This window comes from Alkalihalobacterium sp. APHAB7, from assembly GCF_048323755.1.
Lineage (GTDB): Bacteria > Bacillota > Bacilli > Bacillales > Bacillaceae_F > Alkalihalobacterium.
Genome location: NZ_JBLWFS010000020.1, coordinates 25,033 through 39,085, shown reverse-complemented (window position 1 = coordinate 39,085; position 14,053 = coordinate 25,033). Strand labels below are relative to the sequence as shown.

Here is a 14,053-nt window from a genome sequence, read left to right as displayed (position 1 = left end):
ATGAGTTTTAATATGATCTTTCTTTTATATAGTGTCATTTTCATCATCATTCTGTTGTATGGTGGTTTCATTACGAAAAAATGGATCACAGGCTCGAATGATTATTTTATTGCAGGCCGAGAAGTAAGTTTGTTAATTAATGTTTTCGGGGTTGCTGCGATCGGATTTGCAGGAACGATGATTACGCTTATTCCAGGGCTGGCTCTCACAACCGGATTTTGGGGATCACTTGGGTTTGGGCTTGTATATGCCATTGGGGGCTTAGCATTATATGGGATTATTTTTGCTCCCTACATTAGACGTTCAGGAGCTCATACGTTATCCGAATGGCTGGAAATGAGGTATGACGCTAAGACAAGAACCCTAATTACAGTGACAACTATTCTTGGACTGCTTGGTATTATGGCCAATAATGTTGTGTCCATGGCGATGGTTGCAACTGGTTTTACAGGGTGGCCGATTATTTGGACGTTATCGGTTATCTTTTTTATGTTCCTCTTATTTACGTATATTGGAGGGTTTTGGGCTGTTACGTTAACTGATTTTATTCAAATGTGTATCGGCTTAATTGCTCTGCCAGTACTATTTATTACAGTCCTCACTCAATTTGGAGGCACGAGTTTCATTAGCAGTAACTGGGCGGGTGATTTTAGTTATTGGACTAGTGGATTTGCTAATGCACAAATGTCGATATTTTCTCTTAAGTATCCTAGTATTCTAACTTTTATTGTATTATTTGCTTGCTTTTTAGTATGGGGAAATAACTACTATTGGTTGCGTGTTTCTTCAACTAGAAGTGAAAGAACGGCAAAACTTTCTTTTGTCTATGGGGCATTACTGTTATTTATTCCAACTCTCATTTTAGCTTTTATCGGACTATTTGCAGGCAGTATGTTTGCAGATCAATTTGCACCAAATGGAACCGCTAATCCAATGTCAGCGTTTGGTGTTGTCTTAACAGTCATTCCAGTAGGTATTGCAGCCCTCGCATTAACAGGAGCTTTAGCAGCTTCAATTTCCACATCAACTACAGCATTAATTGGAGCATCGAGTACAGCTGTTCGTGATTTCTATCAGCGGTACTTTAAACCTAATGCCACTTCAAAACAATTAACGACCCCATCAAAAGTTATTACACTCATTTTAGGTTTACTTGTCTGGTTACTCTGTTTTTATCCTGGGGGACCACTATACTTATTTGCATTCTCCACTGCATGGCTCGGACCACCATCAATTTTAGTATTTTTAGGTATTTGGTGGAAACGTACATCCATTCAAGGGGCTTTTTGGGGAGCAATCCTCGGAATATTTGTATTAATTCTATTTACCGTCTTAGATTTGGCAGGTATCTTTAACATTGCTCAATATACTCATATTGGAGTAGTAGGTTTAGTAGTTACATTAACCGCCACTATATTAATTAGTTTAGTGACAAAACCTAATTATTATGGTGCAAAGGATTGGAAGGAAGAAAGTGTAATTGACCCTATTGAAGTGAATGAAGATGAAAAATCAGTCTTAAAACTCATCCACTTTGGTTACAACACGATGGCCGAAGTGAGTGATATGCTCGGAGTGGATTCTTCTGTTAGTAATAAGATTGTTGAGAGTTTAGATCAAAAAAGATTAATTACTAGACAAAAATATACAGGGCCTGGATTTTATACATTTGAGCTAGCTAAAGATGCAAAAAAGTACTTTTCGTTAACAAATGAGCAAAAAAGAATGAGTGAAGACAATGTATCGTTTGAAGATATTTTATTCTTACAAAAGCTAAATGAGGGAACCGATGTGTTGCAAAAATATTTAAAACAACAAGAGTACGATTCTTTAAAGGCTTCTGTCGTTTTAGCAAAACTCATAAAACAAAATCATGTAAAAGAATTTGGTGTTTGGAGACGGAAAGTTACTATTACTGAAACAGGTAAACGTCTCGTCAATAAATATCCACCAACTACAATTCAACATTCTAGTATATAAAGGAGAGTGCTTAATGAAACTTGTAACATATAGACATGCTAATGGTGACCTTAGATCAGGGTGGATTTTAGGTAATGGCGTGGCAGATATGCAAGAGGTTAGTAAAGGCCAATTACCAAGTAACTTACTGGAATTTATAAAGCTTAACGAAGAGTATTTGCCGTTAGCAAACGAAATTAATAGACATCTCATAGAACCATCGTATAACTTTGACGAAGTACAACTGACAACACCAATACCAATTCCTCCAAGTGTAAGAGACTTTATGGCGTTTGAAGAGCATGTGGTGAATGCTACCAAGAGAAGTAAGATAAAAATGTCCGAAGCTTGGTATGAAATTCCTGCCTTTTACTTTACGAATCACTTAGTTTTAAAGGGTCCTGAAGAAGATGTAGAAAGGCCTCCAACCTGTAGAATGCTTGATTATGAATTGGAGATTGCATGTATAATCGGTAAAGATGGCAGAGATATTAAAGCGGAAGAAGCTGATGACTATATTTTTGGTTATACAATATTAAATGATTGGTCAGCAAGGGATTTGCAAATGAAAGAAATGCAAATTGGTTTAGGTCCAGCTAAGGGTAAAGACTTTGCTACATCGATAGGGCCATATATTATAACAAAAGACGAATTAGAGCCATACCGTAGCGGAGATAAATTTAACCTCCGTATGACCGCAAAAGTAAACGGGAAGCTTTTGTCAGAAGGAAATGCTCAAACCATGTATTATACTTTTGGCCAAATGATTGAGAGAGCATCTGCTGGAGTTCCACTTCATTGTGGAGAGATTTTTGGTTCTGGAACAGTCGGTTCGGGTTGTATTCTTGAATTAGGTAATGAAGTCCATAGGTGGTTAGAACCTGGAGATAAAGTGGAGCTAGAGATTGAACATTTAGGTACTTTAAAAAATAAAATCATCTAATCACTACTGAGCTATCCCGTATTTATTCGGGATAGCTTTTAACATTTAGTAGAAATGCCTCAACATTAAACAAGAAATACATATTTAATCAAAAAATTGGAAAGTATAACAAAGGAGGAGGGATATGATGGAAAGAGAATTAACTTATGTTGAAAAGTTACAAGATTTACATATTTTAATGGAAACAAGACAAATGTTGCAAAACAAAATAACTGAACTAGAGAATGATACTGACGCTTACGATGTGGTTATGGAAGATATAAGAAAGATTGAGCATGAAATCAAATCCTATACTGGTGATTTGCCTCTAGAACAGATTGATCAATCAATGTCACATTCCTTATTCAATCCAGCAGTTCTTGAAGAATTAGACGAACTGTAAGATTTCCCTCAATTTAGGCTCGTAAAATGAGAATAGATTGTTGCCATGTACCTTTTTGATAACAATCTATTTTTTTAGTAAATTATCCCCAATCCTAGTTTCTAATATCCTTCTACATTACTAAATATTGCTGTCTCGTACCTACTATATTTGCCCCATTGCATCTACTATAATTAAAGGTATGACTAAAATAACATCTCTTGCGAAACTAGGAGCGGGTTACTATGAGCAGTAAAACTTTTAATGTATATCATGAAATTAAACATAATCCGTTTGGGGCGGAGTTTACTGATGATGAGGTTAACATTATCACTCAACATTCAAAAGTAATGATGACCGAAAAAGACGAATATATCGTTCGTGAAGGAGATCCTGAACCGTCTTTATATATCATCAAAACTGGCAGTGTTGGCCTATATAAAGAACAGAGAGAACACGAACAGTTAGTAACCGTCTTAAACGATGGTGATTTTATTGGGGATCTAGCAGAGGTTGGTGGTCATGGTTCAACCACTGCTGTTAGGACGAGACAACCTTCCTTGTTAATTAAAATTAACGTTACAAATCTATTAAATAATCCTAACTATAAAAGTTTACAAGTAAAATTGTTACGGAAGATGGTGAAGCAGCTTTCGTTAGAAGTACAGCATAAGAATGAAATGATGCTAGAAAAAGAAGCAAGACAACAAAAGGAGTTGAAATCCTATAAAGCCCTAGGGTTACTAGCTACGAATTTATTAGTCGTTCTATCGATTTATACACTTATGCTTATGTCGCTTACTCACTTTGTTGATTATCACGGGGTGTCTACATTTGTTGATGTTGCGTTATTAATCGGGTTTGCGTTTGTTATGTATACGATCTTAAAGCAAAGTGGATATCCGTTAAAGTCCTTCGGTTTATCGCTGGACAAATGGAAGGTTCATGTAAAAGACGCTATTCTTCTTACGCTGCCTGTATTATTCTTTTTCCTGGTTTTGAAATGGGGCCTTATTACTTTTATACCGGCATTTGCTGATATTGCATTATTTAATCCAACTGCTGCGTTTTCTGAAATAGGCTTTAGTTTTTCTATCTTTTTACTAACCATTATTGTTTACATTCTATTTTCTGTCGTTCAAGAATTTATTGCGAGAGCGGGCTTGCAATCGGCCCTTTATCGATTTTTACCAGGGTCAAAAGGAAAGCATATGAAATCAATTATTCTATCGAATTTACTTTTTGCCATGGCTCACTCTCATATCGGGACGTTATTTGCACTTTCGGCTTTTATTCCAGGTTTATTCTGGGGTTGGATGTTTGCCAAGCAAAAGTCATTCGTCGGTGTTTGTGTTTCACATATGCTAATAGGTATATGGGTTATTTTTATATTAGGCTTTACGGAATTTATCAGTTAAATGAACAAGAAGGGAGGTCACCGTATGAGGATCACCGTCTTCCTCTTGGTTTCTTTCTTTCTTTATTAAATCTGTTTAATATGGCTAAAACCTTATATAAAACTGAAGAAGCGGATGACATTCTAGTCATCCGCTTCTTCTATATTGTAAGAACATTCACCAAACTTATTAATTCTGTATTCCTGATCACCAACCCATTATGCTGAACCATTAATGGAGTCTTTAAGTGAACTAATAGCGTCTTGAATAGTTACTGTAATTTCCTGCATTCCTTCATTAATAGAGTGTAATACATTATTTTGTTCATTGATTGCTTCTGTCTGTTCTTGGATCACTTGATTTGTATTTCCAATTTCACTAATTAGAGAAGAGAAACCGAAAAACAAAACACCGATTCCGAGTAGGGCGACTAGCAGCCAGAGCCAACCTTGGTTGTACCAAGGTTTTCTATTCTTTTCTTGCTCAGGTGATGAATGATGCTCGTTTGGCAAATGATTGTTTTCTTGAGTATGGCTCTGTTTTTTTGATTGACGATCCATATTTGTCCCTCCGTTTCAAGACCAGTTTTTTGGCCAAAGTATCCTACGATCTTGGTCGTTAATAGATACGGGTGGGGGAGCGTTACGAGTGTAGATTGTCAATCAGTAGGAAACGTTCCTACTGATTGAATAGTCCATGTTGTTCTATTGTTATAATATTAAGCTTCGTCTTCCATTTCGTCGTCTTCTTCAGTTTCAAACTCAAATGTATCTTCTTCTTCACCCATATCTAAATCAGACTCTAAGTCATCTGACTCGTCTTCGAAGCCACCAAAGTCTTCTGTACCTTCATCCATTGCAGGCTCTTCATCAAATCCACCCATATCGCCTTCTGTTTCTGTTCCATAGTCTGGTTCTTCAGTCATTGTCGGATCATCTAAATCTTGATCTCCACATGCTGCTAAAACTCCTACTGCAAGAATAGTTGATGCTGCTGTTAAAAATAGCTTTTTCATTTTGAAAAAACCTCCTCATGGAATTTGAATTTCTGTTTACAATTGCCATCTTACGCAGGTAGGGTCGCTTTGTATAGTGAATCCATGACTTTAACATTTCTCTTTTAGACTTTTACAATTTTTGCGATGTTCTTAGATTAGTTTTTTAGAAGTGTTTGTTATTTTGAGAGATTACTATAGAAATGGAACAGTGGCGTTGAACACATTTTAGCGGACTCAAGGGCCCTTATTTGGGTCGAAAACACTGTTTTCTAAGGTTTAGCGGACTCAGAAGCTCTTATTCTATAGAAAAGTGGTTAATTGCACTACAATCGTAGGAAATAGAGGCCTCTCAGTCCGCTAAGAGTGGCAAACTAGTATATTTTGACGAAATAAGGGCCTCCCAGTCCGTAAAAAAATCTCACTAATGCTTCAGATTACAGATTACAAATCTCTACTGCCGTAACTGAACCTTATTTTGCGGTTATTTTACATATGTTGACGCGGAATTGAAATATAACTGAAACCTTTGTAATTAAAACATTTGCTACTATTTATGAAAGATACTTGGTTTAATTTGATTTGAAATTAGGGAAGAGGGTTGTAAGCTCATTCGACAAAAAATTCATATTTGGGGGAATAGACATGACTTTAGAAAACCACCTGATCCAAAAAAAGTATTTTGAAAGTCTAATTATAGAAGAAGCAACTGAAAACCCAGTTCAATTTCTAGGACATTTATATATAGATGAACAACGAAAGGAAGAGGCAGACCTTTCTTATATTCGTTATTCACAAGGAGAAGTATATTTTCATAATAAAGATTTTGAAGCGGCTATATTTAAATGGGAAAAGGTACATAATGGTTTAGAGCAATGGGCAATAAAAAATATGGCAGACGCTTATTATGAAATAGGTCAATTACAAGCATCCATTGATTTATATCAATCGGTAAACAGTGACAGCTTAACTTTAAATTCGGAAGTGGCATTAAAGTTATTTACAATTTATAACGAACAAGGTCAATTGGATTTTGCTGCAGACGTTATTAAAGGAGCTGTATCTGTCAATCCAGACTATCCAAATGTCACAAACGCCGCTCGAACTTTTTTCGAAAGGTATCGTGATTGGAGTAGTGCCATTGAACTTGCTGTCGATGAAGCGATTCGTACACAACAGATGGAATGGTTCGATATTTTGAAGGGTTATATCGAAGAAGGGTTAACGAAACAAATCCCACCTCATTATTTCTCAAAACTTCTTGAAGTTTTATATGATGTAAATCAAGAAAGTTTTGAGAAGCTAGTCGTAGCTTTCTGGAGTAGTTATCAAGGCGGGGAGTTTTATTTTTCATGGCTTACTGAAATTGATCGTTTATTTCTTCATCTTGAATTCACAACTTCAGATATGTGGCATGAAGTGTCAGCTAAGTATCAAGACACTTATTTTGAATTAATAAGCGGTGAATATTATCTGGATGAAATTTCAGGAAGCGTTCCAAGTTTACTCACGAACTGGTTACAATTAGCTGACACTTCGCATGCTTTATTTGCTGCAACAGCGGTGATGGCATGGAATGATATTTTCGAAGGGACACTATCTCCGACAACCATAGAAAAAGCAGAGTATATTCTACAGCAGACGCATCCTGTAGCTCAAATTGAGCGTAGTTCTGAGTTGTTTGAAGAAATTGTAAAGTGGGGGGAAATACATAATTTAAACGTTGATCACCGCTTGAAGTGGGCGGTTGAAAAGATTTTAGATCTTCAAGCCAACAACCTTTTAGTAGCTGGTATGACAGGGAATGGCAAGACATCGGTCATTCATTCCCTTATAGGTGGAAATATTGGAACAACTCCGCCTTCTACTGTTGTTTTATATAGTAACGATGAAGAGATAGACATTAGTGAAGTGACGGAAACATCTACTCAAACGGTTTCAAGTCTCATAGACTTTGCTGAGATGAAGCAAGAAGAGGACCTGACAACCTCGCAAACGTCTCTGGTGCAATTTAAAATGCCCGCCAAATTCCTTCTAGAAAATCAATTAAATTTAATCGAACTTCCTGATTTTGACCGTAGTACATTCGAAGCCATTAAAAATAATAAAAAAGAACAGAACAAATTTCTACATTTAGCTGATGGGTTGTTGTTTGTCCTAACAGCTAACACTCTTTTTACAGATAGAGAGCGGGACCTCTTGTTGAAAATACAAGAAAATGTGCCTCATTTACGAGTTCACTTTTTATTAAAAACCGATGCGATCTATCATGAACAAGAAGTAACGAAGATGGTAGAAGAAATACGTGCAAAGTTGGCTGAAGATTTTCCGAAAGCAAAGATTTTCCCCTATTCAAAGCACAATAAAAGCAGCAAACAAGTGGATGAATTGTCTGAGTTTATTCGAGAGGCTCTGAACCAAAAAACGCGAACCACCGAACGAAATCAGCACTTACTTTTTTACATCCGAGAAGCGCTTACTTATTTGCTAAAGAGGAGAGTAGAAACGGAAAATGAAATGACAGAGGCCATTGTATGGAAAGAAGATATGGTTTCTAAGTTAAATGCAGCAGTTCATCAGTTAAGTGACTTAGAAAAGGAAAAAATGAAGGTCATTCAAAGTTCTTACCATACGATTAAGGAAGATATTAAGTTAGATCTTAAATTGACAATTCCTAAATTATTGAGAGATTGTGCAGCCCTTATTAAAGAAGAAAGTGACTTTCGAAAAATTCATATCGAGCTTAATCAAGAAATGAACGAAAGGATTCATAACTATATTGAACATACGGTTTTACCGAGATTTTCAAAAGCGATTCAAGGCTGGATCGAGATGGCTACCGAGGAATTTTACTTGAGTCAAGACTACTTGGGGGAAATGAGCGAAGGCTTTAATATGATGTATGGGGAACAGCGACTAAAGCTTAATTGTGACTTTAAAGTACTAGATGATTGGAGTCGTGATGCTAACCGATTATCAAATGGGGTTCAATTAGACATGCTGAATATTCTCAACCGTTCGACCCCGTCTCAGTTAGTATTAAAAAGTGCCGGAAAGCTTTTTGGAACACTTCGTCCAAATAAAACGATGTTATGTAATATGTATAAGAAGCTTATTGAGAATGAGGACTATGAAAAGATTGCAAACACGGTTACTAATCAGTTTATTTTACAATTTGAATTATTTGAGAAAGGGTTGGACCGTGATATTACGATGTTCTTTAGTGAACCTTTCCATGTCATCCACGAAGTCATTGAAGAAGAACAACAAGATATTCAACAGAAAAAAGATACGCTAGAACGATTAAAAGCCAACCCAGAACAATATCAGGACCCTATCACTCTGTTTAAGGTAAGACTACTACAATACGAATGGATGCAAAAAGATGATTTTAAGAGCCCGTTACTCACATAAGTAAACAATTATGTAATTATGTAAACCCAAACTATTGAAAGTAAAGAAAAAAACCGGAATTGTTACATGGCAAATCCGGTTTTTTTGCTCTGTTAAAAAGTCGTTATTCATGACCAAAGCCCCCGCTTCACCGTCCTGAAAAGGTATCTAACTTTATATATAGTTTGAGTAGTCTTTAGTTTAATAGCATAATAATGGTATATGGAAAGATGCTGATACTTGTTTTACAATTAACGACTGGTCACGGTACTTCTTTCATTATCTAAGATATGATCAAATTTATGTTTTAAAGAAGATCATAAGTGGAAAACTAATCTATTGCAGGGGTATACAATTAGTTTCAAAGTGCGGTTGAAGTCTGCGTGTTGTATTTTATTTGATTTGTAAAGGAATGATCCTATGATTACATTGAAGTCTGAAAGAGAAATCAATCAAATGTCAGAGGCCGGCAAGTTGTTAGCGGCTTGTCATAAAGAAATTGCAAAGTTAATTCAACCTGGGATAACCACGATGGAGATTGATCAGTTTGTGGAGAACTTTTTAATGAAGAATGGCGCAACACCTGAACAAAAAGGTTATAAAGGTTATCCTTATGCAACCTGCGCCTCTATAAACGATGAAATTTGTCATGGATTCCCAAGGAAAACACCGTTAAAAGAAGGGGATATCGTCACGATTGATATGGTCATTAATTTAAACGGTGGATTAGCCGACTCGGCATGGACGTATGCAGTAGGGAATGTTTCGGATCAAATGAAAAAGTTAATGAATGTAACGAAAACCTCGTTATATAAAGGAATTGAGCAAGCATTAGTTGGAAATAGACTCGGCGATATCGGCCATGCCATTCAAACGTATGCTGAGTCAGAAGGGTTTTCGGTGGTTAGAGACTTTACAGGACATGGTATTGGTCCAACAATACATGAAGCACCACAAATTCCACACTTCGGTTCGCCGGGCAGAGGACCACGTCTCAAAGAAGGAATGGTTATAACGATCGAACCGATGATTAACGAAGGTACTTGGTTTAGTCAAATGGATGATAACGGCTGGACGGCAAGAACAGTGGATGGAAAATGGTCTGCACAATATGAACATACATTAGCGATTACTAAAACAGGGCCGAAGTTGCTTACATCACAAGAATAAACATGTATTGACAATTTTCTGCATTATGTCTACTATTAACTCAAGTCATCGGTTAATAGACTTGATCAACTTCATACTAGAAAATAGGTGCTAGATAAAAGCAGAACTGCTTTTACAAGCTTAATAGGGAAGTTCGGTTCAATGCCGACACGGACCCGCCACTGTGTTGGGTATCAGTAGTTAAACTACTGAGACTTTCAGATTGATCCACTGGGAAATACCTGGGAAGGACTGAAAGAAGTACCCTAAGTCAGGAGACCTACCTATTTTAACATCACTGTTTGACCTACGGGGCTGTTAGGGAAGTGGTTAGAATGCTGAACATGTCTATCTTTATTTATGCTTTGAATGTAGACTATTGTTCCATTTGTAATTTCATGAATTATGATTAGCATCTCTGACCCTTTATTAAGGCAGAGATGCTTTTTGGTTTGAATTTTTCTAGAATTACATAGACACTTTACTTTTAACTCTTTCCTGAAGGTAGATTAACGATGATTGTCTATTAATAAAAAAAGGCTGTGTTAACTTGTTGCTGAATCTAGTTCGTGGTGCACTATGCGTGTGAAATGATAGTTTCACAGCAGTTTAGTCGAAATCTTAAGCCGAACATTAACAATTTAACAGAGCTAATAAAAAACTGGAGGTTACAGAATGGCGACATGGGATTTATCGGAGACGAAACATCATCTATTAATTTGTAATGGTAGTAGTTGTAATAAGGCTGGAGCTGAGGATTTAACACAAGCAGTAAGAAGAGAGATATCAGAACGTAGTCTTGACGACGTGATCCATACTACACGGACGAAATGTAATGGGCGATGTCAGGATAAGTGTGTGTTAATTGCCTACCCACAAGGCATCTGGTATAAGGATTTAGCTGCAAATGATGCCTCTGACCTCATTAATTCATTAGTAAATGAGGCAAGAATGACAAATAAAATCAGTCATTGTTTTGATGGAAATGGGTTTAGAAGGCATGGTGATGTTCCTGTAGGGGAATTTAAAGATCGTGAACGTGTAAAAAAAGTATCTAAAGTATTATAAAGTGAAAAAATTTCAGTGTGGGTTTTCCATCAACCCTAAATTTAATAAATAAATTAGCAGAAAATTGGTAAATATAACATCGTCTAATATGAATTTAATAGCTAGGAGAGACATAAATGCAAATAGTGACGGTGTTGTATCGTAAAAGGGTAAAGAAAGTGCATTTACAAATATTTTGTATGATATTATTGGCGATTTTCATTAATACATCCTTTTCGACTCATACATATGCACAAGAATCAAGATTACCGGAAGCACCTATTTTTATTGACAATCTGCCTGTAAAAACAAAGTACATTATGAGAGATGGCCAGTTGATGGTGCCTTCTTTGTTTTTAAAACATACTGGCGTGAGGGTTGATTGGAATGAGCAATATCGTTCTGTTGTTTTTACCGATGGAAATATTTGCTTTGCGTTGCCCGTTGGACAAAACTATTCAGATGATTTTGTAAGAGCGACAGGCGAATGGAAACGTCAACCGTTATCGACGCGAACGATAGAATTCGCTGGCGATATATTTGTGCCATTACTAGATGTTACCCGGAAATTTGGAATGAGAACAACCTATAATCCACAACTCGAACGGACTTTCATTACGACGAATATTCGTTCAGCACCTAATTTTATCTATCATGGAGATCCAGCAAGAAAACTAGTGGCTTTAACTTTTGATGATGGACCGGATGGATATTATACTCCTAAAATTTTAGACATCCTCAAAAGTAAACAAGTTCCAGCTACTTTTTTTGTAATGGGTAAGCAAGTAGAAGCATTTCCAGATGTAATGAGACGAATCGTCAATGAAGGACATGGTATTGCCAATCATACGTGGAGCCATCCCGTACTGCCACGGCAAATGACGGGTAGAGTAATTGAAGAAATAAGAAAGACTCAAAATATAATGGAGAAAACGGTCGGCAGAAAACCAGATTTATTTCGTCCGCCATTTGGAGCAATAACAAAATCTGATGCACTTGTCCTACATGAAATGGGCTTTCGAACGATTATGTGGTCTGTTGATACGCTTGATTGGAGCGGGTTATCAGGAGATGAAATCTTAAGAATAGTACAGCGGGATATATCACCGGGCGGGATAGTATTGCAGCATAACTTTCAAACAGATGCCCGTCTCCTTGATGGAACGGTAGAAGCGTTACCGATGATTATTGATGACTTAAGAGCTAAAGGGTATCGATTTGTTACCGTTCAGACTTTATTATCACAGTAAATAATTTTGTGTTGATATAGATAGAAAAGAATGGGTAACCTAAGAAAAACTAGTTTAAATTCATCAAGTATCGGGGTATTGTCGTTAGACTTTCAATATCAATCACAAGATTAATCAACGTTAAGGGGGAACGGATTGATGTCACTTACTCCAGAAGAACGTATCCAACTACATGGTTTTAACAACTTGACAAAATCACTAAGTTTCAATATGTATGATATTTGTTACACAAAAACAATAGAAGAACGGGAAGCTTATATTGATTACATTGATGAGCAATATAACGCGGACCGTCTCACGAAAATACTGAAAAATGTTGCTGATATTATTGGAGCACATGTATTAAATGTGGCCAAGCAGGATTATGTACCTCAAGGAGCAAGTGTAACGATATTAGTGTCTGAAGGGCCGGTTGTAGAAGTGCCAACTGAGTCGTCATTCGATGAGTCACCTGGACCTCTTCCAAGTGCAGTTGTGATGGGCCTGGATAAGAGTCATATTACAGTCCACACGTATCCGGAGTTTCATCCAACTGAGGGAATTAGTACATTTAGAGCAGATATTGATGTTCAAACTTGTGGAGAAATTTCACCACTGAAAGCATTAAATTATTTAATCCATTCTCTAGAAACGGATATTATGACAATGGATTATCGGGTTCGTGGCTTTACAAGAGATATTGATGGAAATAAATTATTTATTGATCACGACATTAACTCTATTCAAAATTACATACCTAATGAAGTAAAAAGCTTGTATGATATGATTGACGTAAATGTATACCAAGAAAACCTGTTTCATACGAAATGTCGTCTTAAAGAATTTGACATTAATAATTATTTATTTGGATACACAAAAGAAAAATTAGAACAAAGAGAAGTCGATGAAATAACAGATAAACTGAAACTTGAAATGGATGAAATATTCTATGGGAAAAATATTCAACTAGGTACGCAGTTTAAAGATTAAGTTTCAGGTGCAAAAGAAGCTGAATAAATGGCTTCTTTTTTTGTTGTTAAAAGATAAAGTTTACTACACAAAACTGAATGTAATTAGCTTAGTAAAAAGAAAAATTTTCAAAGTGTTTTTCAAGCTTGTTGATTAAATATAATTATTCTAATATATTGATAATAACCATTGGAAATTTCTGTGTATAAAAAGTGTAAATATTGGAATGATAACGGGGAGAATACGAAAAAGGAGATTCCCTTTATGAAAATTGAATTAGGAACTGAATATGAGATAACAGAACAAAGGCAAGGTCATTTTAATTCAGCGAAGTCACTAACTGTCATTCGGCAAAATCGCAATATTGTTCAATTTATATTAGAAAATGATAAAGGTCATGGTTCGATGCCTGTTGACCACCTATTATATCTCTTAAAGAAGAAGGACCTAACACCGATTCAGAATAAACGTCATTTATTAAGTAAAGATACTGAAGAGAAGATCGGATAAAAGTTTTTCTAATTAGTAGAAAATGTTCTATATGTATAGAACATTTTTTTTGCGCTAAATAATTCCTTCTAAAATTGAATTAAAATTATACAGATAAAATGA

General features: G+C 36.1%; 12 protein-coding genes and 1 riboswitch. Of the genes, 10 read left to right on the top strand and 2 right to left on the bottom strand.

What is annotated here, in order from left to right; genetic code table 11:
- The 4 genes from ACNSTQ_RS16925 to ACNSTQ_RS16910 all read left to right on the top strand — a co-directional run bounded on the left by ACNSTQ_RS16925 (nt 1) and on the right by ACNSTQ_RS16910 (nt 4,681).
- A complete protein-coding gene (locus tag ACNSTQ_RS16925) occupies nt 1–1,980 on the top strand; it encodes a sodium:solute symporter family protein (protein ID WP_418201000.1) in 1,980 nt (659 codons plus the stop codon).
- Between the two features lie 13 nt (nt 1,981–1,993).
- The gene (locus ACNSTQ_RS16920; protein WP_418200999.1) at nt 1,994–2,902 is read left to right on the top strand and encodes a fumarylacetoacetate hydrolase family protein; all 909 of its coding nucleotides are present in this window, start codon (nt 1,994–1,996) and stop codon (nt 2,900–2,902) included.
- Between the two features lie 124 nt (nt 2,903–3,026).
- Nucleotides 3,027–3,284, top strand: coding sequence for a hypothetical protein (locus ACNSTQ_RS16915; RefSeq protein ID WP_418200998.1), 258 nt, complete (start codon nt 3,027–3,029; stop codon nt 3,282–3,284).
- A gap of 224 nt (nt 3,285–3,508) precedes the next feature.
- On the top strand, nt 3,509–4,681 hold the full coding sequence (locus ACNSTQ_RS16910) for a cyclic nucleotide-binding domain-containing protein (protein WP_418200997.1): 1,173 nt from the start codon (nt 3,509–3,511) through the stop codon (nt 4,679–4,681).
- A 197-nt stretch (nt 4,682–4,878) separates the two neighbouring features.
- Here ACNSTQ_RS16910 and ACNSTQ_RS16905 read toward each other — a convergent pair whose 3' ends face one another.
- Together ACNSTQ_RS16905 and ACNSTQ_RS16900 are read right to left on the bottom strand one after the other, a co-directional pair.
- Nucleotides 4,879–5,220, bottom strand: a complete 342-nt coding sequence (locus tag ACNSTQ_RS16905; protein WP_418200996.1) for a hypothetical protein — start codon at nt 5,218–5,220, stop codon at nt 4,879–4,881.
- 158 nt (nt 5,221–5,378) lie between these two features.
- Nucleotides 5,379–5,675 (bottom strand): hypothetical protein, encoded by a 297-nt coding sequence (locus ACNSTQ_RS16900; RefSeq protein ID WP_418200995.1) that lies wholly within the window; start codon nt 5,673–5,675, stop codon nt 5,379–5,381.
- Nucleotides 5,676–6,299: 624 nt separating this feature from the next.
- On the opposite strand from ACNSTQ_RS16900, the gene ACNSTQ_RS16895 reads away from it, so the two are divergent.
- From ACNSTQ_RS16895 to ACNSTQ_RS16870, 6 genes are all read left to right on the top strand, one after another.
- The gene (locus tag ACNSTQ_RS16895) at nt 6,300–9,068 is read left to right on the top strand and encodes a GTP-binding protein (RefSeq protein ID WP_418200994.1); all 2,769 of its coding nucleotides are present in this window, start codon (nt 6,300–6,302) and stop codon (nt 9,066–9,068) included.
- 399 nt (nt 9,069–9,467) lie between these two features.
- Nucleotides 9,468–10,217: a type I methionyl aminopeptidase gene (gene map / locus ACNSTQ_RS16890; RefSeq protein ID WP_418200993.1), complete on the top strand. Its 750-nt coding sequence runs from the start codon at nt 9,468–9,470 to the stop codon at nt 10,215–10,217.
- A 68-nt stretch (nt 10,218–10,285) separates the two neighbouring features.
- Nucleotides 10,286–10,499, top strand: a riboswitch (cobalamin riboswitch).
- 372 nt (nt 10,500–10,871) lie between these two features.
- Nucleotides 10,872–11,264 carry a (2Fe-2S) ferredoxin domain-containing protein gene (locus ACNSTQ_RS16885; protein ID WP_418200992.1) on the top strand — a complete coding sequence of 131 codons (393 nt, stop codon included), beginning with the start codon at nt 10,872–10,874 and terminating at the stop codon, nt 11,262–11,264.
- A 116-nt stretch (nt 11,265–11,380) separates the two neighbouring features.
- Nucleotides 11,381–12,493: a polysaccharide deacetylase family protein gene (locus tag ACNSTQ_RS16880; protein ID WP_418200991.1), complete on the top strand. Its 1,113-nt coding sequence runs from the start codon at nt 11,381–11,383 to the stop codon at nt 12,491–12,493.
- A gap of 138 nt (nt 12,494–12,631) precedes the next feature.
- The gene (speD, locus tag ACNSTQ_RS16875; RefSeq protein ID WP_418201040.1) at nt 12,632–13,462 is read left to right on the top strand and encodes an adenosylmethionine decarboxylase; all 831 of its coding nucleotides are present in this window, start codon (nt 12,632–12,634) and stop codon (nt 13,460–13,462) included.
- Nucleotides 13,463–13,705: 243 nt separating this feature from the next.
- Nucleotides 13,706–13,951 (top strand): hypothetical protein, encoded by a 246-nt coding sequence (locus tag ACNSTQ_RS16870; RefSeq protein WP_418200990.1) that lies wholly within the window; start codon nt 13,706–13,708, stop codon nt 13,949–13,951.
- Nucleotides 13,952–14,053: the final 102 nt, after the last annotated feature.

Coding starts and splice junctions, on each gene's coding strand:
- ACNSTQ_RS16925 (WP_418201000.1), top strand. CDS start 1: ATGAGTTTTAATATGATCTTTCTTTTATATAGTGTCATTTTCATCATC.
- ACNSTQ_RS16920 (WP_418200999.1), top strand. CDS start 1,994: ATGAAACTTGTAACATATAGACATGCTAATGGTGACCTTAGATCAGGG.
- ACNSTQ_RS16915 (WP_418200998.1), top strand. CDS start 3,027: ATGATGGAAAGAGAATTAACTTATGTTGAAAAGTTACAAGATTTACAT.
- ACNSTQ_RS16910 (WP_418200997.1), top strand. CDS start 3,509: ATGAGCAGTAAAACTTTTAATGTATATCATGAAATTAAACATAATCCG.
- ACNSTQ_RS16905 (WP_418200996.1), bottom strand. CDS start 5,220: ATGGATCGTCAATCAAAAAAACAGAGCCATACTCAAGAAAACAATCAT.
- ACNSTQ_RS16900 (WP_418200995.1), bottom strand. CDS start 5,675: ATGAAAAAGCTATTTTTAACAGCAGCATCAACTATTCTTGCAGTAGGA.
- ACNSTQ_RS16895 (WP_418200994.1), top strand. CDS start 6,300: ATGACTTTAGAAAACCACCTGATCCAAAAAAAGTATTTTGAAAGTCTA.
- map (WP_418200993.1), top strand. CDS start 9,468: ATGATTACATTGAAGTCTGAAAGAGAAATCAATCAAATGTCAGAGGCC.
- ACNSTQ_RS16885 (WP_418200992.1), top strand. CDS start 10,872: ATGGCGACATGGGATTTATCGGAGACGAAACATCATCTATTAATTTGT.
- ACNSTQ_RS16880 (WP_418200991.1), top strand. CDS start 11,381: ATGCAAATAGTGACGGTGTTGTATCGTAAAAGGGTAAAGAAAGTGCAT.
- speD (WP_418201040.1), top strand. CDS start 12,632: ATGTCACTTACTCCAGAAGAACGTATCCAACTACATGGTTTTAACAAC.
- ACNSTQ_RS16870 (WP_418200990.1), top strand. CDS start 13,706: ATGAAAATTGAATTAGGAACTGAATATGAGATAACAGAACAAAGGCAA.